General features: G+C 63.8%; 21 protein-coding genes, 1 tRNA gene and 1 pseudogene. 7 read left to right on the top strand and 16 right to left on the bottom strand.

The window, feature by feature from the left end; all coding sequences use genetic code 11:
- Both C3418_RS11235 and C3418_RS11240 read right to left on the bottom strand, forming a co-directional pair.
- Positions 1-532: pseudogene (locus C3418_RS11235) on the bottom strand (peptidase M3); the annotation flags it as partial.
- A gap of 169 nt (positions 533-701) precedes the next feature.
- Complete coding sequence (locus tag C3418_RS11240) at positions 702-1,613, bottom strand: DUF808 domain-containing protein (protein ID WP_103858519.1); 912 nt, start codon at positions 1,611-1,613, stop codon at positions 702-704.
- 206 nt (positions 1,614-1,819) lie between these two features.
- On the opposite strand from C3418_RS11240, the gene C3418_RS11245 reads away from it, so the two are divergent.
- Entirely contained in the window at positions 1,820-2,422 is a 603-nt protein-coding gene (locus tag C3418_RS11245; protein ID WP_103858520.1) for a DUF924 family protein, read from the top strand.
- 54 nt (positions 2,423-2,476) lie between these two features.
- Here the strand turns inward: C3418_RS11245 and C3418_RS11250 are convergent, their stop codons facing one another.
- The 10 genes from C3418_RS11250 to hinT form a co-directional block, all read right to left on the bottom strand.
- A complete protein-coding gene (locus tag C3418_RS11250; protein ID WP_103858521.1) occupies positions 2,477-4,096 on the bottom strand; it encodes a methyl-accepting chemotaxis protein in 1,620 nt (539 codons plus the stop codon).
- Positions 4,097-4,345: 249 nt separating this feature from the next.
- Positions 4,346-5,260: a protein translocase subunit SecF gene (gene secF, locus C3418_RS11255; RefSeq protein ID WP_174213908.1), complete on the bottom strand. Its 915-nt coding sequence runs from the start codon at positions 5,258-5,260 to the stop codon at positions 4,346-4,348.
- 109 nt (positions 5,261-5,369) lie between these two features.
- Entirely contained in the window at positions 5,370-7,172 is a 1,803-nt protein-coding gene (secD, locus tag C3418_RS11260; RefSeq protein WP_103858522.1) for a protein translocase subunit SecD, read from the bottom strand.
- Between the two features lie 148 nt (positions 7,173-7,320).
- A complete protein-coding gene (locus C3418_RS11265; protein ID WP_041212852.1) occupies positions 7,321-7,788 on the bottom strand; it encodes a hypothetical protein in 468 nt (155 codons plus the stop codon).
- A 106-nt stretch (positions 7,789-7,894) separates the two neighbouring features.
- Positions 7,895-8,755 (bottom strand): DUF6279 family lipoprotein, encoded by an 861-nt coding sequence (locus C3418_RS11270; RefSeq protein WP_041215412.1) that lies wholly within the window; start codon positions 8,753-8,755, stop codon positions 7,895-7,897.
- A gap of 51 nt (positions 8,756-8,806) precedes the next feature.
- Positions 8,807-9,670, bottom strand: coding sequence for a phosphotransferase (locus tag C3418_RS11275; protein WP_103858523.1), 864 nt, complete (start codon positions 9,668-9,670; stop codon positions 8,807-8,809).
- Positions 9,660-10,256 carry a penicillin-binding protein activator LpoB gene (lpoB, locus tag C3418_RS11280; protein WP_010674346.1) on the bottom strand — a complete coding sequence of 199 codons (597 nt, stop codon included), beginning with the start codon at positions 10,254-10,256 and terminating at the stop codon, positions 9,660-9,662. The genes C3418_RS11275 and lpoB overlap by 11 nt, the downstream gene beginning before the upstream one ends.
- Positions 10,256-10,654: a YcfL family protein gene (locus C3418_RS11285; protein ID WP_041212850.1), complete on the bottom strand. Its 399-nt coding sequence runs from the start codon at positions 10,652-10,654 to the stop codon at positions 10,256-10,258. Before C3418_RS11285 ends, lpoB begins: the two co-directional genes overlap by 1 nt.
- A 68-nt stretch (positions 10,655-10,722) precedes the next feature.
- Positions 10,723-12,144, bottom strand: coding sequence for a COG3014 family protein (locus tag C3418_RS11290; RefSeq protein WP_180911620.1), 1,422 nt, complete (start codon positions 12,142-12,144; stop codon positions 10,723-10,725).
- Complete coding sequence (gene hinT / locus C3418_RS11295) at positions 12,144-12,494, bottom strand: purine nucleoside phosphoramidase (protein WP_010674343.1); 351 nt, start codon at positions 12,492-12,494, stop codon at positions 12,144-12,146. Before hinT ends, C3418_RS11290 begins: the two co-directional genes overlap by 1 nt.
- Positions 12,495-12,750: 256 nt before the next feature.
- Here hinT and C3418_RS11300 point away from each other — a divergent pair, with 256 nt between their 5' ends.
- Positions 12,751-14,763, top strand: coding sequence for a methyl-accepting chemotaxis protein (locus C3418_RS11300; protein WP_043155729.1), 2,013 nt, complete (start codon positions 12,751-12,753; stop codon positions 14,761-14,763).
- A gap of 67 nt (positions 14,764-14,830) precedes the next feature.
- Here the strand turns inward: C3418_RS11300 and C3418_RS11305 are convergent, their stop codons facing one another.
- The gene (locus C3418_RS11305; RefSeq protein WP_180911619.1) at positions 14,831-15,715 is read right to left on the bottom strand and encodes a 6-carboxytetrahydropterin synthase; all 885 of its coding nucleotides are present in this window, start codon (positions 15,713-15,715) and stop codon (positions 14,831-14,833) included.
- A 79-nt stretch (positions 15,716-15,794) separates the two neighbouring features.
- Between C3418_RS11305 and C3418_RS11310 the strand changes: the two genes are divergently transcribed.
- Positions 15,795-17,138 (top strand): dihydroorotase, encoded by a 1,344-nt coding sequence (locus C3418_RS11310; RefSeq protein ID WP_103858524.1) that lies wholly within the window; start codon positions 15,795-15,797, stop codon positions 17,136-17,138.
- Here the strand turns inward: C3418_RS11310 and C3418_RS11315 are convergent.
- The gene (locus C3418_RS11315) at positions 17,128-17,442 is read right to left on the bottom strand and encodes a hypothetical protein (RefSeq protein ID WP_103858525.1); all 315 of its coding nucleotides are present in this window, start codon (positions 17,440-17,442) and stop codon (positions 17,128-17,130) included. The genes C3418_RS11310 and C3418_RS11315 overlap by 11 nt on opposite strands.
- A gap of 34 nt (positions 17,443-17,476) precedes the next feature.
- Here C3418_RS11315 and C3418_RS11320 point away from each other — a divergent pair.
- The 3 genes from C3418_RS11320 (at position 17,477) to C3418_RS11330 (ending at position 19,613) form a co-directional block, all read left to right on the top strand.
- Positions 17,477-17,553: transfer RNA gene (locus tag C3418_RS11320), tRNA-Pro, on the top strand.
- 120 nt (positions 17,554-17,673) lie between these two features.
- A complete protein-coding gene (locus C3418_RS11325) occupies positions 17,674-18,150 on the top strand; it encodes a hypothetical protein (RefSeq protein WP_010674338.1) in 477 nt (158 codons plus the stop codon).
- 203 nt (positions 18,151-18,353) lie between these two features.
- Positions 18,354-19,613: a dicarboxylate/amino acid:cation symporter gene (locus C3418_RS11330; RefSeq protein WP_103858526.1), complete on the top strand. Its 1,260-nt coding sequence runs from the start codon at positions 18,354-18,356 to the stop codon at positions 19,611-19,613.
- A 70-nt stretch (positions 19,614-19,683) separates the two neighbouring features.
- Here the strand turns inward: C3418_RS11330 and C3418_RS11335 are convergent, their stop codons facing one another.
- Entirely contained in the window at positions 19,684-20,130 is a 447-nt protein-coding gene (locus C3418_RS11335) for an isoprenylcysteine carboxylmethyltransferase family protein (protein WP_010674336.1), read from the bottom strand.
- A gap of 179 nt (positions 20,131-20,309) precedes the next feature.
- Here C3418_RS11335 and alr point away from each other — a divergent pair, with 179 nt between their 5' ends.
- On the top strand, positions 20,310-21,536 hold the full coding sequence (alr, locus tag C3418_RS11340; RefSeq protein ID WP_103858527.1) for an alanine racemase: 1,227 nt from the start codon (positions 20,310-20,312) through the stop codon (positions 21,534-21,536).
- A gap of 54 nt (positions 21,537-21,590) precedes the next feature.
- Here the strand turns inward: alr and C3418_RS11345 are convergent, their stop codons facing one another.
- Positions 21,591-22,535, bottom strand: coding sequence for a TerC family protein (locus C3418_RS11345; RefSeq protein ID WP_029314355.1), 945 nt, complete (start codon positions 22,533-22,535; stop codon positions 21,591-21,593).
- Positions 22,536-22,672 lie beyond the last annotated feature (137 nt).

The following is a 22,672-nucleotide window of genomic DNA, read 5'->3' on the forward strand; positions in this document are numbered from 1 at the left end:
GGTTGTCATAGAGATCCCCCCACCCCTGCAGGCCGTCTACCGCCAACCCCTCGATGAGCTGCTCGCTCTCGAGCGAAAGCCACTGATCCTGCTGCGCTCTGTCGTGATGGATGTGGTAGGCCAGCTCGAAGAGTTCGGGATCTTGCAGCAGGGTGCGCACCAGTGACTTGGGGGCGCGAACCCAGAACAGGTCCACCGGCTTGCTGCGCTGGGCCAGGGTCGCCTCCAGCTGCTGGCCCCGGGAGAGCAGTACCCGGGCCTCCTCGTCGCGCCCGTTCTGGCTCAGCCGGTTGTAACCATAGACCTGACTGTTCCAGGCCAGGCTCTTCACCCCGTTGGCCTCGCGGCGGATGGCCCGCAGCAGGTGGCGCAGGGCATTGGCATCCGCAACGGGATGGGCGGGATCCGGCAGGTCCGCCAGGAGGGCGTCAAGCCGGGTGAGGGCGCGGGCAGCCTCCTGGAAGGCGGCCTCGATGGCAGGATCGTCGGGGGCGGCATAGATGTGATCATCTCGCCAAACGGGTGGTTTCATGGTTGTCCTTGTCTGTTTGCGTCCATATCGGGTCACCCCGCCTCTGCGGGCGGGTGAAACCGGATAGTACGAAGGGGGCCAGGCACTTGCCTAGCCCCCATTCGAGGCAACCAGCAGAAGAGCGCCCCCGGGTGCGACGGCCCCTGTCGGCCCTCCCCCGACAAGCGATCTATTTGGCGGGCTGAAGCTTGCTCACCAGGGTCATGGCCAGCACCAGCACCAGCCCTGCCACCACGCCTGCCAGAGCGCTCAGCAGGGTGGGCGTCACCACGGCCAGTACCCCGCCGACCCCGGGCAGGGCGGCCACCGTGCCCGCCGTCCCTTCGATAAGGTGATGGAGGAAGGACCAGCCATGGACCAGAATGCCGCCGCCGACCATGAACATGGCGATGGTGCCCACCAGGGCAAGCAGGTGCATCAGGCGGGGCGCCGTCACCAGCAGCCCCTGCCCCACCGCCCGGCGCACAGCGCCGCCATCGGGCTTTTGCAGCAGGTGCAGACCGATGTCGTCGAGCTTGACGATGAGCCCCACCAGGCCATAGACCCCGACGGTCATCAGCAGGGCGATGCCCGCTACCACGGCGATCTGCAGGCCCAGGCTCGACCCCTGCACGGTTCCGAGGGCGATGACGATGATCTCCGCCGAGAGGATGAAATCGGTGCGAATGGCCCCCTTCACCTTCTGGCGCTCATAGGCCGCCAGATCCTCGGGCACCGGCGCCGCCTGATGCACCTCCTCCTCGTGGGGCAGGAACTTGTGGACCAGCTTCTCCGCCCCCTCGAAACAGAGGTAGGCCCCCCCCAGCATCAGGAGCGGGGTGATGAGCCAGGGGATAAGAGCACTGATGGCGATGGCGGCAGGCACCAGGATGAGCTTGTTGCGAAACGACCCCTTGGCCACCGCCCACACCACCGGCAGCTCACGCTCGGCCCGCACCCCGGAGACTTGCTCTGCATTGAGGGCGAGATCGTCCCCCAGCACCCCGGCCGTCTTCTTCGCCGCCACCTTGGTCATCAGGGCGACATCATCGAGCACGCTGGCAATATCATCGAGCAGGGTCAACAAACTGGCTCCGGCCATATCTGGCATTCCTTCTATTGAGTGGGACACATCCGGGCTGCCCCGGTCAGGGTGATGAGGGGGTCAGGGGACCACGGGCCCATCCGGGGATCACCCTTTGGGGCAAAAGATGGCACAGTGTAACGGGAAGCCGCCACGGCGGCAGCCCCCCATGGCAGATCCCCTGCTCCGTTTTCACCTCACGGCCACCGGCCCAAGGAGTTCCCATGCAACCCTGGCAACCTCTGCTCGATTTCTGGTTTGGCGATGACGCAGACGACGCTCCCCGTGCCGCCCGTCAGGCCCCCCTCTGGTGGGGCAAGAGCAGCGAGACCGATGTCCTGCTGGCCTCACGCTTCGGCGAACTGGCGGCCCGTGCCGCAGCGGGCGAGCTCGCCCGTTGGGAGGACGATCCCGCAGGGCGCCTGGCCCTCATCCTGCTGCTGGACCAGCTGCCGCGAAACCTTCACCGCCACACCCCCGCCGCCTTCGCCCAGGACGACAAGGCCAGGGCGCTGTGCCTCAAGGGGCTCACCCTCGGGGTCGACAAGGGGCTCTCGCCGCTGGCCCGGGTCTTCTTCTATCTGCCCCTCGAGCACGCGGAGTCCAAAGAGCAGCAGGCCAGAAGCGTCGCCCTGTTCGAGGCCCTGGCCGACGAGCAGGCCACAGACCCGGCCCGGACCACCTTCGAAGGCTTTGCCGACTTTGCCCGCCGCCACCAGGTGATCGTCGATCGCTTTGGCCGCTTCCCCCACCGCAACGCCATCCTGGGCAGGGCGAGCACGGAGGAAGAGGCCGCCTTCCTGCAACAGCCCGGTTCGGGGTTCTGACATAAAAAAATCCCCGCCATGGGCATGGCGGGGAGAGAACAACCGATCCGCACCTCACTGGATGCGATAGCGGGAGATCTGCTGGTGGATATTCTCCGTGGTCACGTTCAGCTCCTCTGCGGCGGCGGAGGTCTCCTCCGCCGTGCTGCTGGTCTGCTGCACCACCTGGGCTATCTGCTCGACCTGGAGGGCGATGGATTCCGCCGCCGAGGTCTGCTCGCGGATGGCCAGGGTGATCTCGCCGACCTGATCCATGACGCGATGGGAGGCCTGGCGGATCTGGGTGATGATGGCCCCGCTTTCCGTCGCCATGGCCACCCCTTGCGCCACCTTCTCCTCCACCAGGACCATTCTGGCCACCGTGGCCTCGGACCCTTGCTGGATAGCCTCCACCGTCCTTGAGATCTCCTGGGTCGACTGGGCCGTCCGCTCCGCCAGCTTGCGCACCTCGTCGGCGACCACCGCAAAGCCGCGTCCCTGCTCACCGGCCCGCGCCGCCTCGATGGCGGCGTTGAGCGCCAGCAGGTTGGTCTGCCCCGCCACATCGTTGATGACGTTCACCACCCCACCGATGCGGGAGATCCCCTCCCCCAGCGCCGTCACATCGCGGGAGGCCTGACGAATGGCGTCGGCGATGTCGTTGATGGCGAGCACAGTGCGCTCTATGGTGGCCCCGCCGTCACTGGCGAGCTTGCCGGATTCATTGGTGATGCGGCTGGTCTCCTGGGTGCGCTGGGAGATGTCCGTGATGCTCACGCTCATCTCCTCCACCCCGGCGGCGATAAGGCTGGTGGCGTCATTGGCCTGACTCGCCGACTCCGCCATGTGCTGGGCCGCCTGGGAGAGGGACTCTGCCGTGCTCTTGATCTGCAGGCTGCCCACTGAGAACTCGGTGAAGGTCTGCTGCAAGGTGTCCAGCAGGCGGTTGACCGCCGTCAGCGTCTGGCCGATCTCGTCCTGCTGGCTCACATTGGCCCGCAGGGTGAAGTTCAGGTCGCGCTGGATCTCGGACAGGGTCGCCATGGCCAGACGGAGGGGATTGGCGACCTGCCTGAACAGCCAGAGAAAGAGCACCAGCGTGAGGGCACCCGCGCCCACCGAGATGAACAACAGGGCCTGCATGCTGCTATCGGCATTCTGCTCGCCTCGCAGCTTGACGGCGTCACCTTGCTGGATGTTGAAGTGGACGTGCTTGTCGATGGCCTGGGAAAGCTGCTCAAACAAGGGGGCAAGCTCCTTGTCGATCGCCTCTCTGGCCTCCACATTCTTGTTCTCGCGGGACAGGCGCAGGACGTCTTCAGAGGCCTTGCCGTACTGGGCAACCAGGCGCCGATCATCGGCGACGAGCTGCCTGTCCTCCTCATTGGAGATCATCCCGCTTTCATACTGGCTCAGCAGGGCGTCCATCTTGGTGTGAAGGGATGCAATGCTCTGCTCTATCTGACTCATCTTGCCGTCGTCGGTGTTGAGCACGTGCGCCTGGATCAATGAATGCAGGGCGTAGAAGTCTGTTTGTATCTCCTTGATCGTGGAAATGCTGGGGACTGTGTTGTCTGTTACATAGCTGAGATCCGCATTGGCGGAGGAGAGTCTGCTGATACTGAACCAGCTGAGACACCCCAGGGCCAGCATGACCAGCAGGGCAATGAGTTGAAGCCGACGAGCGATATTCATGAGTGCTTACTCCATCCATAGACTCCCTGCCAGGGTAGCCGATGCGGGCCCCGAAAATAGCGCCTAAAACATGCATTTCATTACACTTTTCAACTTCTGCTCGGCCGCGTCACACCCGCCGCCCCAACCCGGCCTTCGGGACCGCCGCCCCCCTCTGGCAGAATGGAAAAAGGAAGGCATTCGCCTTCCTTTTTTGCCCGGGGCGGCCGCACTGGCCGCCCATGAGCCCCGTGACAGGGCGCTCGCCGGTCACGCCGCCTCGGCCAGCTCCTCCTCTTTTTTCTGGTAGGCCTGGGGGGAGAGCCCCAGCAGCTCCTGCACGGTGGAGGCCACCGTGATGGAGGAGAGCGTCCCCACCAGGATGCCGGCGAACAGGGTGAAGGAGAAGCCGTAGAGGGCGTCGCCGCCGAACAGGAGCAGGGCCCCCACGGTGAAGAGGGTGGTGCCCGAAGTGATCATGGTGCGGCTGAAGGTGGCCTTGATGGCCACGTCCGAGCACTCGTGGATCCCCATGCGGGTACGAGACCCCAGCAAGTCCCGCAACCGGTCCGAGATGACGATGCTGTCGTTGAGGGAGTAGCCTATCACCGCCATCAGGCCCGCGATGACGTTGAGGTCGAACTCGATGTCAAAGAGCGCGAGCAGCCCGATGGCCACCAGACCGTCGTGCAGTACCGACACCAGGATGCCGATGGCTTGGCGCCACTCGAAGCGCACCGCCAGGTAGGCGGAGATGGCGAGCGAGGCCACCAGCACCGCCAGCATCCCCTGCTGGAACAGCTCTGCGCCCACCTGGGGCCCGACGATGGTGGTGCGCAAGAGCTCCACCGGCAAGGCGAGTTGCTGCCCCAGCATGGTCGCCAGATCCTCCGCCGCCCAGGGCAGCGCGTGGGGGGGCAGCTTGATGAGCCACTCGCCGGGCACACCGGCGCCGTGCAGCTCCACCACCCCCGCCAGGGGCGCCGTCAGCAGAGCATTGAGCTCATGGGCCTCTTTCAGGGTCTGGATGCGAAACTCCAGCAGGATCCCGCCGGTGAAATCGAGCCCGAGGGCGAGCCCTTTTGTCGCAAGGATGGCCACGCAGGCCAGGGTCAGCAGCACGGAGGCCCACAGCCCGATATAGCGCCAGCGGGTCAGCCCCATGGCCAGGATCATTCTCAGCATTGTTCTTCCCTCGACGTCAGGTGGTTCAGGCTTCCCGGCAGGAAGCGGTCGGTGCGCAGGTCATGCAGACTCACGGGCGCGGCGTCATGGTGATGAAGTCGGTTCATGGTCATACCCTCAGCAGCTTGGCGCGGCTGTTGCCCCACAGGGGGTTGATGATGGCGCGGGTGCCCCAGATGCCGGTCACCATGCTGGAGATGAGCCCCAGGATCAGGGTGATGGAGAAGCCCTGCAGCGGCCCGGAACCGATGGCATAGAGCACCACGGCGCAGATGAGGGTGGTGATGTTGGCATCGAAGATGGTGCGAAACGCCGAGCGATAACCAAAGTCGATGGCCTTGGCCAACGAACCCCCTTCCCGCAGCCGGTCCTTGATCCGCTCAAAAATCAGCACATGGGTATCCACCGCCATGCCGACGGTGAGCACCAGACCGGCGATCCCCGGCAGGGTCAGCACGGCCCCCGGCAATACCGCCAGCATGCCCACCTGCATCAGCAGGTTGGCAACCAGCGCCGTGATGGCGACCCAGCCGAACTTGCGATACCAGGCCATCATGAACAGCATCATGCCCGCCATGCCGAACGCCAGGGCGGTGAAGCCCGCCTCGATGTTCTGCAGACCCAGGGTCGGGCCTATGCTGCGCTCCTCCAGGATCTTCAGCGGCGCGGTGAGGGCCCCGGCCCGCAGCAGCATGGCAAGCTCCTGGGCCTCGGGCAGGCTGCCAATCCCGGTGATGCGGAACTGGTTGCCAAGGGCGGTCTGGATGGTGGCGACGTTGATCACCTCGCTTCGGGCGCGCAGCTTGCCTTCGGCGTTGGTCTTGTACTCGGTGAAGACGGTGGCCATGGGCTTGCCCACGTGCTGGCGGCTGAACTGGTTCATCTTGCTCCCCCCCAGGGTGTCGAGCACGATGTTGACCTGGGGCTGCCCCATCTCCCCCATGTTGGCGCGGGCATCGACGATGTGCTCGCCGCTCAGCACCGGCTGGCGGGCCAGCCCCACTGCCTGGCCGCTGCGATCCGCCATGAAGAAGCGGCTGTCGGCCTTGGCTTCATAGAAGGCCAGGGACGCGGTGGCGCCGATCACCTCTTTCGCCTGCTTGGGGTTGTGCACCCCCGGCAGCTCGATGCGGATGCCGTCCTGCCCCTGACGCACCACCGAGGCCTCGACGATGCCGAGCTCGTTGATCCGCTTTTTCAGGATCGACAGGTTCTGGGTCACGGCGTTGTTCACCAGCAGGGTGCGCTCGGCGTCGCTCAGCACCAGGGTCAGTGCATTGCCGGAGCGGCTCAGTGTCCACTGATCCTGGCGGGTACCGGCGCTCTCCTTGATGATGGAGAGCCAGGCCTCCTGCCCCGCCACGTCGGGCAGGGTGACGGCCACGCTCCCCTGGGCGATGCGCATCACGCTGGCGCCGCGCAGGTTGGCCTCGCGAAAACGGGTGCGCAGGGTATCCACCAGGTTCTTGGTCTGGTTGTCGATGACGAAATCCACGTCCACCCCGATCAGCAGCTGGGAGCCACCGCGCAGGTCCAGCCCGAGCTTGATGGGGTCGGCGCCGAGCCGGCTGATCCAGGCCGGGGCGTTGGAGTAGAACTCCAGGGTCAGGGCGGCGCTGTCCAGCCCCTGCTGCTCCAGCAACTGCTTGGCCAGTTGCTGCTCCCCCTGGCTGGCGAACACCAGCGCTATCCGGCCACCCTGGGCGATCTGCTTGAGGGGGTCGATGTGGTTCTCGGCCAGCAGGGTGCGCTGCGCGTCGCTCAGGCGCGACTGGCCGTGCAGACCGAGGGAGGGCTGCTCACCGAAGAAGGTGGGCAGGGAATAGAACGCGAACGTGACCAGCATCAGCAGCAACAGGGCGTACTGCCACAGGCTCATGCGGTTCAACACGGTATGACTCTTTTTTCTCATGAAATCGGCCTCTGTCAGGCGATGGCAAGGGGCGACACCGGGGTCGCGCCGTGCAAAAAAATGAAACAAGACAGCCTAGCCGTTCACTAAAAGTGAACAGCAACAGAGAGAAGATGAGGCAACAGGTGGCAAGCTGACCCCATCGGGATCAGGCGAGGAAGCTCTGGGCGAAGCGGTACTGCAGATGCCGGCGCTGCAGGCGGCGCCTGTGAATGCCGGCGAAGTGATCGCGAAAGCTCGTCCCCGGGTAGAAGAGGGCGGCATAGAACAGCAGGCCGCACAGCAGCAGCAGGATCGCCTGCTGGGACCAGCTCATCACCAGCTCGTAGACCACGCTGCCGGGCTGATGATCGCGGCTCAGGGAGTGCTCGAGGCGCAGCAGGTGATTCTGGTGGGAGCCGACAAACTTGACGATGCCATCGTCACTGCCGCTGACGCCGTGGGCCGCCGGGCTTGCGTCGGCAGGCGCCGCCCCCTCCGCCAGCGAGTGAGCCTGCTGGGCCGAGGGCTGGAACGCGGGTACCTTGACCCCCTCCACCGAGAGGGTAGAGAACAACAGTGCGAGGGTGATGAGCAGGGTCATCGCCGCCAGTTTCACGTTGTCGGTCAGGTTCAAAAGTTAATTCCCACACAATAGAAAGGGCAAGCTACCACAGCCTGCCCCACAAGAACAAGGGCGGCAGGCCCGGGGCCCGCCGCCCTTGTGTTGTCTCACCGCGTCCTCAGCGGCTGCGGGTCATGCCCTCGAAGTCCTCGGCATAGTCCTTGAGCAGGGTGTAGAGGTGGGCCCGCTGGGAGAGATCCATGGAGTGGCTGAGATCGCTCAGCCACTGGATGGTGCGCTGGCGGGACTGGTCCGTGTAGCCGGTGAAGCGGCCATCCATCAGGCCGTCCCCCTGCTGGAGCAAGCGGGTCAGCTCCTGGCCGAAATCCGGACTCTGGCGCTGTTTCATCAGCCGATCAAGCTCCTTGGTCCAGGCCTCCTGAAAGTCGAGCCAGGGGGCCATCATCTCGTATTGCCACTCGGCCCACTGCGTGATGAGAGGCTCTTGGGCCGGCTTCACCTTGCCAATCCAGAACACCAGGCGCTCGTTCATCTTCTCCCGAAAGCCCTTGATCATCTCGGCCTTCGACTGGGTGGCAAAATCGTGCTGACGCTCCTGCTGGCGCTTCACCCGATCGGCCATGAAGCGAGCCACCTGCTCGTCGGTCAGGGTCTTGGCGAGGCGCACCGTGCGGGGAATGGCGTTCTCCAGGGTGCGGGTCAGGCTCGCCTGGGTTCTGTCCAGATGCAGGGTCACCTGGGCCGGGCTCATGGGGCTGGCCACCGCCTTGGCCAGGGCATCGAGATCCCGGGCATAGATGGGCAGCTCATGCTGCCGGTGCCAGGCCATCAGCCCCTTCACCTCCTGGTCCAGCAGCTTCTTCTGGCTGCGGTCCAGGGAGAAGTAGTCGTCCAGTTGCCAGACGATGGCCGAGTCGAGCCAGTAGTAGATCACCCGGGTGGCGCAACCCGTCAGCAGCAGGCAGAGCAGCAGCAGGCTCCAGCTACGCGGTTGACGCCATGAGAATGTGGTCACCATGCATGCCTCCCATTCATTGAATACACGCGTCGCGCGGGCCGTTGCCGGGCATCACTCCAGGCGCTGGCGGTTGATGTCGATCAGGGCCTGATACTCGGGCCCGGGTTGCTGTTCGGCCATCAGCAGCGCCCACAGCAGGCCGATGTAATCGACCCAGGGCAGGAAGGCGTCGGCCTGGAATCCCCGGGGCCCCAGCCCCGTCGGTGCCCCGTCCATGGCTTCAAGATAGCAGCTCTCCAACTGGCACCGCTGCTCTTCGCTCCAGCCGTGGGTGCGCTGAATGCTGGCGACCTCGAACCCTGGATGGCCGGCGGCGCCGTACTCCCAGTCGATGACCCAGGGCCGCGACCCCAACAAGTTAGCCGGATTGAGATCGTGATGGCAAGGGAGCCAGCAGTCGTCCGGCTCCCGGCTCGCGAGCAGGGCCCGCTCCAGGGCGGGCAGCCAGGGAGGGATATGGGCCAGACGCTGCCGATACCCGCCGCTGTGGGCCCGCACCGCCATCACCACGGTCGGCACCGGCAGGCGGTGCAGCCGCACCAGCACATCCGCCATCAGGCGGGGCTGCGCGGCGAGAGGCGGCGCCTGCTCGGCCCAGTTGGGTTCGTCGCACCACGCCAGCAGCATCAGGCCGGTGGCGGGATCGCCGTGATGACAGGGCAACGCCAGCCCCTGCCCCACCGCCCCCTGGTAGAGCTGCCACTCGGTGGCCCGGTCGATGCCAAGGCGCACCGGATCCGGATGACCGCGGCGCAGGAAGGCCTGCTCGCCAGTGGGGAGACAGAGCCGGTAGTTGCCGTTGGTCAGGCCCTGGCCCAGCGGCTCAAGGCGCCCCTGATCCCAGGGCGCCGGCAGGCTGGCGAGGAGCGCCAGCTCCGCCAGATCCCCCTGCCCCCGCGGGTCCTCACCAGCCAAAGGTGGACTTCTTGGCCTGTTTGCGGATCTCTTTCTGATCGGCCCACAGCAGTTCGCCGTTCTCCACATCCATCAGGTTCATGGTCATCTGGTAGTAGACGTCCTTCACCTTGCCGTTGTCCTTGACGATGCTGGCGAGGTTGCCATAGACCATGTAGCGGGCACCGGTCTGCTTGCCGAGCCGCACCATGGTGGCGGGATCCACCATGCCGCTGCCCTGCTGGTATTCGAGCTGCTGCTTGACCGCCGCCACCTTGCTCATGTCCACGAAGCGGAACTTGCCCGAGCGCAGCAGCTTGGTGCGGATAGTGTCGGTGATGGCCTCGGTGTCGATGTGCTCCGAGGTCTTGTTGCGGATGGAGTCCATGAACATCACCGGGCGGCCCCCGGCGGTGATCTCGCTGGTGGCCGGGGACGCCAGCATGGAATCCGCCATCTTGTCGGCGATGGCCTGCAAGTCGGAGGAGCCGTAATCGACGGTCACCGTCTCGGTCTCGGTGGGATCGCCATAGCTGACGGTGGTGCTGGAGCAGCCGCCCAGCAGCAGGGCGCCGGTCAGGATCAGCAGGGCATGATTCATTTTCATCAGTAGGATTCCTCCATCACTTCGCGAACGTAAATCCGGTAACCCCGGGCGGCCGGGCTCGGCGCCAGGGCGGACAGGGTGCGGGTCTGGTAGCCATGCAACTTGAGGGGGGTCCAGCCGCGGCCATCGCTGGCCACCTCCTGCCCCGCGTCGTCATACCAGTAGAAGAGATATTGCAGCCTGTTGTCACCACGCTGGGTGCTGGCCGCCGCCACGTTGACCTGCAACAGGCCGTTCTGCTGGCGCCGGCTGAGTTCGGTCAGGGTGACGTTGACGTTTTGATGCTGCTCGGCCACCGCCGCCGCACCGGCCGCGCCATAGAGCGCCACGCCGGAAGTATTGGTGGCACAGCCCGCCAGCAGCAGAACCAGGCCCAGGGCCAACCCTTGTGCTTTCATCTTGCTCTCCTTGCCGGTGGCCGTCGGCCCGACCGGTCATTCATCTGAGTTGCCATATCCGGTTCCCCCTAGAGGGGCATCACCCGGGTCGTGAGCCCGCTCCCCAGGCGCTGTACCCACACCAGGGTGGTGCGCCCGGCGTGGACGCTGAGTGGCAGGGTACGCATGGCGCTGCCCGCCCCCAGGGTCAGGGTGACGTTCCCGGCCGGGACCATCCCCTGCCAGCTCGAGGCCTTGGCGGGCAGCGTCAGCCAGCTGCGGGTATCCGCCCGCTCCGAGAGGGTGTTGAAGATCCCCACCAGGATGTTGCCCACATCCCCCCCCTCCTTGGCGGCGGTGCGCCGCACCTGCTCCTTGGCCACCAGCCGCAGGGACTGCCGGGTCAGCATGCCAGGCAGCCGCTCCTGCAGATCCTTGGCCGCCAACGCCTCCAGCCTCACCAGCTCGCTGGTCTGCGCCACCCCCTTGCCCACCGACAGGGTGAGCGGGGCGCCGTCGCTGGCCCGATTGTCGTAATAGGGCACCGCCACGGTAAAGGTACGAAAATCGCCGCTGGAGGTGGAGATGGGCAGCGGTAGGAAGAGCTCACGGCGCGCCGGGATGAGGCCATCTTCAAACAGCACCACCAGCTGGCCCTGATCCTTGGCCAAGGGCGGCGCCTTGCGGCCCATCCGTTGCTCGGTCTCCTTGAGCTCCTCGGGAGAGCCGCGAAGCCGGGCCAGGCGCAGCAAGGCATCCTGCAGGCTCTGGTTGTCCGGCGCTATCTGGTAGCCGCGCTGGTAATCGACCCAGGCATCGTTGAGATCCCCGGCCGCCTCGTAGAGCACGCCGGAGAAATAGAAGGTGTAGGCGTTCTGGAAACCGTTTTTCACCTGGCCTATCAGGCGATCGAGCTCGGGGGCGCCGCGCGACATCAGCTGGCGCATCTCCCCGGCTTCGTCCTCCTGCTCCCCCTCCTGCGCGGCCTTGCGCACCTCGTCGGCCCGCCGTTTAAGGGCCTGCTCCTGCACCTGGTTGGCACGGCGCACCTCTACCAGGGCGCCGTCGGCATCCCCGCGCTGCAAGTAGTTGAGCGCCAGATAGTGGTGCAGCATGGTGCGCTCGTAATCGGGCGCCTGGTAAGCCAGGGTCTGATCGTTGGTGAGCAGGCTGCCCGCCTGGGCCAGTCCCTGGCTCAGGCGGTACTCGGCCTGATTGTCTTCCCACGCAAGCCGGCTGTCGGCGGTGGCAAAGGCCTGCTTGCTGGGGCCGTCCTGACCCGCCAGCCAGGCGATGCGCCCCTTCTCCAGCTGGTCGAGCACGAAGGTGTCGTCCCCCGGGGTCGATTCGCGCACCTCGGGCAGGGCTTCGGCGGCATGGCCCAGCAGCAGCTGGTTGCGCAGAGGCACCATCTGATCCGAGTAGGAGACGAACATGTCTTTCCACTGGGAGGCACAGCCTCCCAGCAGCAGACCGGCCAACAGCAGGCCGGTCGACGGGACGAGGCGCATCACAGGCTCAGCAGGGGTCCCAGGGGCTCGCCACCGACCAGGTGCAGGTGGATGTGATAGACCTCCTGCCCGCCGTGGCGGTTGCAGTTCATGATGAGGCGGTAGCCGTCCTCGGCGATGCCCGCGTCGCTGGCGAGCTTGCGGGCCACGGTGAACATCCGGCCCAGCGCCAGCTCGTGATCCGGCTCCACATCGTTGACGGTGGGGATGAGCACGTTGGGAATGATCAGGATATGGGTCTTAGCCTTGGGCTGGATGTCGCGAAACGCGGTCACCAGATCGTCTTGATAAAGGATGTCGGCGGGGATCTCCTTGCGGATGATTTTGCTGAAAATGGTTTCTTGCGCCATGGGTAACTCCTTTATAGGAAAAAGAAAATTCAATACAAAGCTCAAGCGGCTCCCAAACAGGCCGCCGCAACGCGCCAAGTGTGACACAAGCCGACATTTGGCACAGCCGTTGTCCCAATCGCTTCAGTTATTGTGAAGAATACCGATAGCGAGGAGACGTCCCGCGAACCACAACGGCATCCCCTTCGGGGCATGCAGGGTATCAAAGGGACGGGGTACTCAGGCAAGGGACTTTTGCACAGACAGCGGGACAATAATGAAACAAACAATGTCAGACCTCTCGATCCTACAGAGAGTCTATCTGGGCTTTGCCATCCTGGTCGCCGTCATGGTCGCCAGTGCGGTACTGACCTTTCGCGGCCAGAGCGAACTCAGCGGCGCCCTGGATCAGGTGACCCAGGAGTCCATGCCGCTGGTACTCGCCAGCAGCCAGACCCAGATAAGCCTGCTCAGCGCCAACAAATGGCTCACCGACGTGCTGACCGAGCAGGATCTCAAGCAACTGCCGGCGGAAGTGGCCGAGTTGCAACAGGCCAAGGGCCAGGTCGACAAGATGGTCGCCAGCCTCAAGCAGCAGGTGGCGGTGCATCCCCAATTGCAGGCGGACATGACAGTCCTCGTCAAGCTGGTGGATGACTACCTGCAACTGACCCAGACCCTGCCCGGCGAACACGAGGCCCTGCTCACCCGGCTGCACAAGGTCAATCAGGCCAAGGGCCAGTTCCAGGTCAGCCTGCCCCAGTTCAAGAAGAACCTGGGGGACATGATGGTCACCATCGACGACAGCTTCATCAAGATGCTCTCCGAGACCCTGACCACCAAGCTATCCGCCATCGAGCTCTCCACCATGGATGCCCTCAACCAGAGCATCCCCGCCCCCATCGAGGCGGCGCTCAAGCGCAACAAGATGCAGATCGAGGGCTTCAACAGCACCATCAAGGATCTCCAGGGGGAGCTCAAGGACTTCGACAACAACATGGGCCACTACGTCCATGGCTTCGTGCGCGACACCACGGGCAATGACGGCGTGCTCTCCCAATACCTGGCCCTGATGAAGCAGCAGCAGGCCATGCGCGAGCAGAGCAAGCAGGCTAGCCAGCTCATCCTCAGCATCCAGAACAAGCTGGAGGGGATCACCGCCCAGAGCCAGCAGCTGATGAACGCCAGCATCCAGGCCTCCGATCGGGTGCAGACCCAGAGTACCCTGACCCAGGGGATCAGCATCGCCATCGCCATCTTCGTCGCCATCCTGGTGGCCTTCACCCTGGGCAAGGCCATCCGCCGCCCCCTGAAAGAGCTGCTGCGGGTGCTGACCGAGGTGACCCAGGGTGACATGACCCAGCGCGTCGGCTTCAAGAGCCAGAACGAATTCGGCCAGCTCGCCAGCCAGATCAACCTGCTGATCCACCAGATGGGGGATGTGCTCAAGCAGCTCTCCCAGGCGTCGACCCAGCTCAACAGCGCCGCCCACGACAACCGCCACACCACCGAATCGGTGCGGGCGGATCTGGAGAAACAGCGTCAGGAGACCGCCTCGGTCGCCGCCGCCATGACCCAGATGGAGGCCTCGGTGCGGGAGGTGGCCCAGGCCGCCAACCAGACCCTGGAGCGGGTGCAGGATGTGGAGAAGGCCTCCGAGATGGGGCGCAAGGTGATGGCAGGCAACATCACCACCACCCATCAGCTCGCGGGCAAGCTGCAGCAGACCGGCAAGGTGATTGGCGACGTGAGCGCCATGAGCGGCCAGATTGGCAACATCCTCGACGTCATCCGCGGTATCGCCGAGCAGACCAACCTGCTGGCCCTCAACGCCGCCATTGAGGCGGCCCGCGCCGGCGAGCAGGGACGCGGGTTTGCGGTGGTGGCCGACGAGGTGCGCAACCTGGCTGGCCGCACCGCCCAGTCCACCAGCGAAATCCAGACCATGATCGAGAACCTGCAGCAAGGCGTCGCCCGGGCAGTCAACGTGATGCAGGAGTGCTCCCGCGAGATGGACAGCTGCGTGGATCAGAGCTCCCAGGCCAACAACGCCATGGAAGAGGTACAGGGCATCGTGGTGCTCATCAGCGACATGTCGAGCCAGATAGCCTCCGCCGCCGAGCAGCAGCAGGCCACCAGCGCCGACATCGCCACCAACCTCAACCGCATCTCCGACATCTCGGATCTCAACTATCAGGGCATAGAGCGGGTCGCCGAGACCAGCCAGCAGCTCGACTCCCTTGCCGAGCAGCAGGAGGGGCTGGTCCAGCGCTTCCGCCTCAGTGCCTGATGGCCACGACCCGATACGACAAGGCCCCGCATTGGCGGGGCCTTTTCATGGCAGCGAAGAACCTGGCTCAGGCGTAGGCGATGGCGCCCTTGCCGACCCCTTCATAGGCGACAATCTTGACGAACTTGTCCCCTACCTGCTTCTTCACCTCGCGGGCGATGTAATGGGCCAGCAGCTCGATGGTGGTATCGGTGTCGATCATCTCCACCTCCGCCGCCGGCATGGCGAGCTGGAACAACCCCTGGGGCGCCACATACTTGAAGCCGATGTAGTGAGCGTCCCCTTCTTTCAGTGACGCCTCGGCCCGCTCGCTCAGCGCCAGTTCTGACAGGGCCACCCTGTCCTCTTCCGTGCCCAGGTAGATATCGGCCCAGCGCTCGGCCCAGTTCAACTCCAGCTCCTCATCCCGCTCACCATCCACCAGGATCTCGATGGGGGAGCGGTGACCATGGGCGATGCGCTGGCAGTTGCCGTCGTGCTTCTTGAGGCCGTGGCTGTAGTGGTAGAAGGCCCCCTCGATGCGCTCCGAGCGCAACGTCAGGGTCAGGTCCTTGATATTGCCCGGCAGCCGCTTGGCCAGTACCCCCAGCAGATAGCGGGTCACCGACTCTTTATCCACCTGGGGCGCGGGAATGAAGGCGAAGCCCTGGCTCGGACAGCGCAGGTGGATGGCGCGACCCGGACGCAGCAGATCTACGGTGCTCTCGTCGTTCTCCAGCGCGTGGACATGGACCAGAGGACATTCCGTCGGCACCAGCAGCTTGTGATCCACCTCTTCATCGATGATCGACTTGATGAGCTTCTTCACCCGACCGAAGTCCAGCAGCATGCTCATCTCGTTGAGCTCACCGCTCATCTCGATGTCCACCAGCCAGCTCTCGCCCACCATGCCGCGGCGCTCGCATAAATAGCTGGAATCGATCACAGTCAAATCTCTAACAAATAACTTCATTACTCAGGCCTTGCTACAGAGAAAGTGCAGTTTGCGATATTATGACCCCGGATTATCGGCAAAGGAACTGGAACCCCCCATGAACAAATTGCTTATCAAGAATGCCACCCTGGTCAACGAAGGCCGCATCTATGCCTCCGACGTCCTGATCGAGGGTGAGCGGATCGCCCGCGTCGCCCCGGACATCAGTGCCCCCGATGCCGTGGTGATCGATGCAACGGGCCGTCATCTCATCCCCGGGATGATCGATGACCAGGTCCACTTCCGGGAGCCCGGCCTGACCCACAAGGGAACCATCGCCAGTGAATCCCGGGCCGCCGTGGCCGGTGGCACCACCAGCTTCATGGAAATGCCCAACGTCAACCCCCAGACCACCACCATCGAAGCCCTCGAAGCCAAATACCAGATCGCCGCCAACTCCGCCGCCGCCAACTACAGCTTCTACCTGGGTGCCACCAACGACAACCTGGAAGAGATCAAGAAACTCGATCCCAAGCAGTCCTGCGGCATCAAGATCTTCATGGGGGCCTCCACCGGCAACATGCTGGTGGACAACCAGGAGACCCTGGCAGCCATCTTCCGCGAGAGCCCGGTGATGATCGTCACCCACTGCGAGGACACCCCGTCCATCAAGGTGCTGGAAGACGAAGCTCGCGCCAAGTGGGGCGAAGACGTGCCCATGCGCGAGCACGGCCGCATCCGCAGCGCGGACGCCTGCTACAAATCCTCCAGCATGGCGGTCTCCCTGGCCAAGCAGTACGGCGCCAAGCTGCACGTGCTGCACCTGACCACGGCGAAAGAGCTCTCGCTCTTTACCGCCACCCCGGATCTGAAGGATCTCAAGGACAAGAACATCACCGCCGAAGTGTGCGTCCACCACCTCTTCTTCAACGAGGCGGACTACGACACCCTGGGCAGCCAGATCAAGTGCAACCCGGCGGTGAAGAGCGCAGCCGACCAGCACTCCCTGCTGGATGCGGTACGCAACGACGTGCTCGACATCATCGCCACCGACCACGCCCCCCACACCTGGGAAGAGAAGCAGAACAGCTACTTCAAGGCGCCGTCCGGCGTGCCCCTGGTGCAGCACTCCCTGCAGGCGCTGCTGGAGCTCTACCACAACGGAGTCTTCAGCCTGGAAACCATCGTCAAGAAGACCTCCCACGCGGTGGCCGAACGCTTCCAGGTGCAGGATCGCGGCTACATCCGGGAAGGCTACTTCGCCGACCTGGTGCTGCTGGATCTCGGCAAGCCCTACGTGGTCACCGACAGCAACCTGCTCTATCTGTGCGGCTGGTCCCCGTTCAACGGCTACCGCTTCCAGAGCACCATCGAGATGACCCTGGTGAACGGCCAGATTGCCTGGCAGAACGGCCAAGTCACCGACAAGGTATTGGGCAAGCGTCTCACCTTCAACCGCTGATCTGGATGATGACCGCTTCCAGCGCGCCCTGCTTGAGATGACCCTGGTCAACGGGCAAATAGCCTGGCAGCACGGTCAGGTCACCGGCAAGGTATTGAGCAAGCGCTTGACCTTCAACCGCTGATCTCGGCTTGAGAGCATCACGCCAAACGGCCGCCTCCGGGCGGCCGTTTTTCATACAAGACAGCGGTGAGGTGCCGACAAAATGCACCACTGGTCGCACTTTGATCCGAAGTTGCTCGCAAAGCAGGCAAACGATCTCGAACCTGGATTTCCCCTGTTGACAGGGTCGGGGCATCTCCATAAACTTCCTCCACCGTCAGCCGAGCTGACTCCGTCGGTGTGTAGCGCAGCCAGGTAGCGCATCTGCATGGGGTGTAGAGGGTCGGAGGTTCGAATCCTCTCACACCGACCAAATTCCCCGAGAAAGGCCTTGTCAGACGACAAGGCCTTTTCTTTTATGGTCTTCCGCCGCGATTGTCTCTCCAACCCCTTTGTGCTGTAGTAAAACCCCCTTTGCCAAGCGGCCCGCATCATGTTGCCTTCCCTTCGTACTTTCTGCACCCTTGCCCTCAGCGCCCTGCTGGTCGGCCAGCTCACGGGCTGCGCCACCGCCTATGACAGTAAAAAATCGTTCTGGAATGGCCAGACCGGTTTTTCACAGACCCAGCTTGGCCCGGCCCGCTGGCAACTGGAGTTTGTGGGCAACGATCTGGTGGACAGGGAAACGGCGCGCAAATACGTGCTCAAGCGGGCCGGTGAGGTGGCACTGGCAAAGGGATACCCCTGGATTCAGGTCGAGACGCTGACCCTGTCGCGGGATGCCGTCAGGGTCACCCCGACCCGCCCCCAATTCGGGTTCGACGAGTACGAGCCAGACACCTTCATGGACGACATGCAGGTGGAACATCGCACCTCGGCCCTGCTCGTCTTCACCCTGGAGGCCAGCCCCCGGGACGCGCAGAGCATGGAAGCTGTTTATCTCGCTAAAATTAAAATAAACAGCGATTAATACAAACAAATCACAAGATGCATATCAAATGCAGCTAACAACAGCACAAAACTCCGAAACAAGTCACTGGATTTCCCCTTCGCGATTAGGCATGCTCCAGCACACCGGCTGTCTGGATTCCACCGCCCGGATCACAAAAAAGGACTGAGGCGGCCCCTCGCCGCCTGCACAGGCATTGCACCTATCGAAACCGGAACTCCCCCATGAAAATGAACAAGTTGACCGTTGCCATCCTCATTGCGATGTTGCTTGGCATCGTGACCGGGCAGGGTTATCGCCTGCTCGCGCCCGCACAGGCCGCAGGCTTTGCCGATGACATCACCCTGCTGACCGACATCTTCCTGCGCCTCATCAAGATGATCATCGCCCCCCTGGTGTTCACCACGCTCGTGGTCGGCATCGCCAAGATGGGCGACACCCGCACCGTGGGCCGCATCGGCGTCAAGACCCTGGGCTGGTTCATGCTCGCCTCCCTGATGTCCCTGACCCTGGGGCTGGTCATGGTCCACCTGATGCAACCTGGGGTGGGGCTCTCCCTCTCCCTGCCCGATGACGGCGCCAGCTCCGGCGTGGTTGCCACTGCCATCTCCCTCAAGGATTTCGTGACCCACGCCATCCCGAAAAGCGTGGTCGAGGCGATGGCCACCAACGAGATCCTGCAGATCGTGGTCTTCTCCCTCTTCTTCGGGCTGGCCGCCGCCGCCCTGGGGGACGACGCCAAGCCCGTGGTCAAACTGATGGCCAGCGGCGCCGAGATCATGCTCAAGGTGACCGGCTACGTGATGAACTTCGCCCCGTTCGCGGTGTTTGGTGCCATCGCCGCCATGGTCGCCAAGGAGGGGCTCGGCATCCTCGCCACCTATGGCGCCTTCATGGCCCAGTTCTATCTGGCGCTCGGTTGCCTCTGGCTGCTGCTCATCGCCATGGGCAGCCTCTTCATCCGCCGCCGCATCCTGACCCTGCTCGCCCTCATCCGCGAGCCCATCCTGCTGGCCTTCTCCACCGCCAGCTCCGAGGCTGCCTACCCCAAGACCTTGGACAGGCTGGAGAAATTTGGCTGTGACAAGCGCATCGCCAGCTTCGTGCTCCCCATGGGCTACTCCTTCAACCTGGACGGCTCCATGATGTACTGCACCTTCGCGGTGATGTTCATCGCCCAGGCCTATGGCATCGAGCTCTCCACGGCCCAGCAGATCACCATGCTGCTGCTGCTGATGGTTACTTCCAAGGGAATGGCCGGGGTGCCCCGCGCCTCCCTGGTGGTGATTGCCGCCACCCTCAACCAGTTCCACATCCCGGAAGCGGGCATCCTGCTGCTGCTCGGTATCGACCACTTCCTCGACATGGGGCGCTCCGCCACCAACGTGCTGGGCAACGCCATCGCCGCGAGCGTGGTGGCCAAGAGCGAAGACAGCCTGGGGGAGACCGCCCCCCTCGGCGAGGTGGACACCGCCAAGGCGTGATCCCCTGACCCCCATGACAACGGCCCGCCTCTGCGGGCCGTTGTCATATGCCTGATGGGCACGCCGCGCCTCAACACCAGCGCCTGACCTGACGGCAGTAGTCGTCATAGGCATCGCCGAATTGCCGCCGCAGCGCCTGCTCCTCTGCCAGGATCTGGAAGCGGGTAAGCCAGCCCCAGAGCAGCAGCGGCCCGAGCCACACTGCCATGCCTCCCAGATAGCACGCCAGCGCCAGGGTCCAGCAGAGCAGCCCCAGGTACATGGGATTGCGGCTGATGCGATAGACGCCCCGAGTCACCAGTACCCGGCTGCTCTCCAGCCGCTGGGGGTGCACGGTGGTGCGCTGCTGCCAGAAATGCAGAAGCGCACCGCCTCCCAGCAGGGCTCCCGCCAGCCACAGCGTGGCGACCAGCACCAGCCACAGGGGCGCAGCCCTCCCCTCGCCCCGCCCCAGCCACATGGCGAGCACGATGACGACGAACAGCAGCAGCGGTGGAATCCGCAACGTCAGCTTCATATTTTCTTCCTGCAACACGTGCCACGATTGACGCCGTTGAGATACACTCGCAGCGTCGGCATCTGGATAAAAAGTGAAATATATCATTAGCATAGCAACATGCTATGACCAGCCATGCCGCAGCTCGCCTCAGCGATGAGCCCAGCCTCAACTCAAGACAATAAGAAAGGACTTGCCCCATGCACAAGAAAACACTGCTCGCGACCCTGATTTTTGGCCTGCTGGCCGGCCAGGCGGTCGCCGCCCCCTATCTGCCGCTCGCCGACGACCACCGCAACGGTCAGGAACAGACCGCCGCCAACGCCTGGCTGGAAGTGGATCTCGGCGCCTTCGAGCACAACATCCAGACCCTGAAAAATCGCCTCGGTGACAAGGGCCCGCAGATCTGCGCCATCATGAAGGCGGACGCCTACGGTCACGGCATCGACCTGCTGGTCCCCTCGGTGGTCAAGGCAGGCATCCCCTGCATCGGCATCGCCAGCAATGAAGAAGCACGTGTTGCCCGCGAGAAGGGCTTCGAAGGCCGCCTGATGCGGGTGCGTGCCGCCACCCCGGATGAAGTGGAGCAGGCCCTGCCCTACAAGCTGGAAGAGCTCATCGGCAGCCTGGAGAGCGCCAAGGGGATCGCCGGCATCGCCCAGCGCCATCACACCACCATCCCGGTGCACATCGGCCTGAACTCCGCCGGCATGAGCCGCAACGGCATCGATCTGCGCCAGGACGATGCCAAGGCCGATGCCCTGGCCATGCTCAAGCTCAAGGGGATCACCCCGGTCGGCATCATGACCCACTTCCCGGTGGAGGAGAAAGAGGACGTCAAGCTGGGGCTGGCCCAGTTCAAGCTGGACTACCAGTGGCTCATCGACGCCGGCAAGCTGGATCGCAGCAAGCTCACCATCCACGCCGCCAACTCCTTCGCCACCCTGGAAGTGCCGGAAGCCTACTTTGACATGGTGCGCCCGGGCGGTATCATCTATGGCGACACCATTCCCTCCTACACCGAGTACAAGAAGGTGATGGCGTTCAAGACCCAGGTCGCCTCCGTCAACCACTACCCGGCGGGCAACACCGTCGGCTATGACCGCACCTTCACCCTCAAGCGCGACTCCCTGCTGGCCAACCTGCCGATGGGCTACTCCGACGGCTACCGCCGCGCCATGAGCAACAAGGCCTATGTGCTGATCCATGGCCAGAAGGCCCCCGTCGTGGGCAAGACCTCCATGAACACCACCATGGTGGACGTCACCGACATCAAGGGGATCAAACCCGGTGACGAGGTGGTCCTGTTCGGACGCCAGGGTGATGCCGAAGTGAAACAATCTGATCTGGAGGAGTACAACGGTGCCCTCTTGGCGGACATGTACACCGTCTGGGGCTACACCAACCCCAAGAAGATCAAGCGCTAAGCAAATTGCTGACATGAAAAAGGGCTCCCTCGGGAGCCCTTTTTACTGCGCCGTTCATGCCGCCTTTTTGCGGGTCATCAGCAGACTCAGCCCCATGGAGGCCAGCAGGATCAGCGCCACCACGCCAAGGGCGATGCCGGTCGGTATCTTGAAGATATCGAGCAGCAGCATCTTGACCCCGATGAACATCAGGATCAGCGCCAGGCCGTATTTGAGCAGGGCGAAGCGATCGGCCACCCCGGCCAGCAGGAAGTACATGGCGCGCAGCCCCATGATGGCGAAGATGTTGGAGGTGAGCACGATGAAGGGATCCGTGGTCACCGCGAAGATGGCCGGGATACTGTCCACCGCGAAGATGAGGTCGCTCACCTCCACCAGCACCAGGATGAGCAGCAGCGGGGTCGCGTAGCGCACACCGTCACGCCAGACGAAGAACTTCTCCCCCTCCAGCGTCTCGGTCACCTTGAAGCGACGACGCATCCAGCCGAGCAGGGCATTGTTCTCGAGATCCGGCTCCTTGTCGGCCGCCCACAGCATCTTGGCACCGGTCAGCAGCAGGAAAGCCCCGAACAGGTAGAGGATCCAGTGGAACTGCTCGATAAGCCAGCTGCCGGCGAACACCATGCCGGCCCGCATCACGATGGCCCCCAGCACCCCGTAGAGCAGGACCCGACGCTGCAGCTCCGCCGGGATGGCGAAGTAGCCGAACAGCATCAGCCAGACGAAGACGTTGTCCACCGCCAGTGCCTTTTCGATGAGGTAGCCGGTGAGAAACTCCAGCCCCTTCTGGTTCGCGATCTCGCGCCCGGCACTGTGATCCAGCCAGAGCCAGATGGCCAGGTTGAACAGGAGCGCCACGCTGACCCAGATGAGAGACCAGATGCCCGCCTCTTTCAGCGACACCTTGTGCGCCTTGCCGCCACCGACAAAGCGGATATCAATCCACAACAGGACCAGCACTATGCTGAAGAAACCGGTCCACATCCACCATTCACCCATTTTCACTTCTCCCAAAACGACAAAACCCACGGCCGGGAGGCAGTGGGTTCGCGTTTGGAGCAGATACACCTTGCCTCTCGGCAAGGTCTCACTTACAGCCGATTGACATCGACTGCCCGGCTGCCGGGTGCACTGCA

The organism is Aeromonas sp. ASNIH8 (genome assembly GCF_002919855.1).
GTDB classification, from domain to species: domain Bacteria; phylum Pseudomonadota; class Gammaproteobacteria; order Enterobacterales; family Aeromonadaceae; genus Aeromonas; species Aeromonas caviae.

Coding starts and splice junctions, on each gene's coding strand:
- C3418_RS11240 (WP_103858519.1), bottom strand. CDS start 1,613: ATGGCCGGAGCCAGTTTGTTGACCCTGCTCGATGATATTGCCAGCGTG.
- C3418_RS11245 (WP_103858520.1), top strand. CDS start 1,820: ATGCAACCCTGGCAACCTCTGCTCGATTTCTGGTTTGGCGATGACGCA.
- C3418_RS11250 (WP_103858521.1), bottom strand. CDS start 4,096: ATGAATATCGCTCGTCGGCTTCAACTCATTGCCCTGCTGGTCATGCTG.
- secF (WP_174213908.1), bottom strand. CDS start 5,260: ATGCTGAGAATGATCCTGGCCATGGGGCTGACCCGCTGGCGCTATATC.
- secD (WP_103858522.1), bottom strand. CDS start 7,172: ATGAGAAAAAAGAGTCATACCGTGTTGAACCGCATGAGCCTGTGGCAG.
- C3418_RS11270 (WP_041215412.1), bottom strand. CDS start 8,755: ATGGTGACCACATTCTCATGGCGTCAACCGCGTAGCTGGAGCCTGCTG.
- lpoB (WP_010674346.1), bottom strand. CDS start 10,256: ATGAAAATGAATCATGCCCTGCTGATCCTGACCGGCGCCCTGCTGCTG.
- C3418_RS11285 (WP_041212850.1), bottom strand. CDS start 10,654: ATGAAAGCACAAGGGTTGGCCCTGGGCCTGGTTCTGCTGCTGGCGGGC.
- C3418_RS11290 (WP_180911620.1), bottom strand. CDS start 12,144: ATGCGCCTCGTCCCGTCGACCGGCCTGCTGTTGGCCGGTCTGCTGCTG.
- hinT (WP_010674343.1), bottom strand. CDS start 12,494: ATGGCGCAAGAAACCATTTTCAGCAAAATCATCCGCAAGGAGATCCCC.
- C3418_RS11300 (WP_043155729.1), top strand. CDS start 12,751: ATGAAACAAACAATGTCAGACCTCTCGATCCTACAGAGAGTCTATCTG.
- C3418_RS11305 (WP_180911619.1), bottom strand. CDS start 15,715: ATGAAGTTATTTGTTAGAGATTTGACTGTGATCGATTCCAGCTATTTA.
- C3418_RS11310 (WP_103858524.1), top strand. CDS start 15,795: ATGAACAAATTGCTTATCAAGAATGCCACCCTGGTCAACGAAGGCCGC.
- C3418_RS11315 (WP_103858525.1), bottom strand. CDS start 17,442: ATGGAGATGCCCCGACCCTGTCAACAGGGGAAATCCAGGTTCGAGATC.
- C3418_RS11325 (WP_010674338.1), top strand. CDS start 17,674: ATGTTGCCTTCCCTTCGTACTTTCTGCACCCTTGCCCTCAGCGCCCTG.
- C3418_RS11330 (WP_103858526.1), top strand. CDS start 18,354: ATGAAAATGAACAAGTTGACCGTTGCCATCCTCATTGCGATGTTGCTT.
- C3418_RS11335 (WP_010674336.1), bottom strand. CDS start 20,130: ATGAAGCTGACGTTGCGGATTCCACCGCTGCTGCTGTTCGTCGTCATC.
- alr (WP_103858527.1), top strand. CDS start 20,310: ATGCACAAGAAAACACTGCTCGCGACCCTGATTTTTGGCCTGCTGGCC.
- C3418_RS11345 (WP_029314355.1), bottom strand. CDS start 22,535: ATGGGTGAATGGTGGATGTGGACCGGTTTCTTCAGCATAGTGCTGGTC.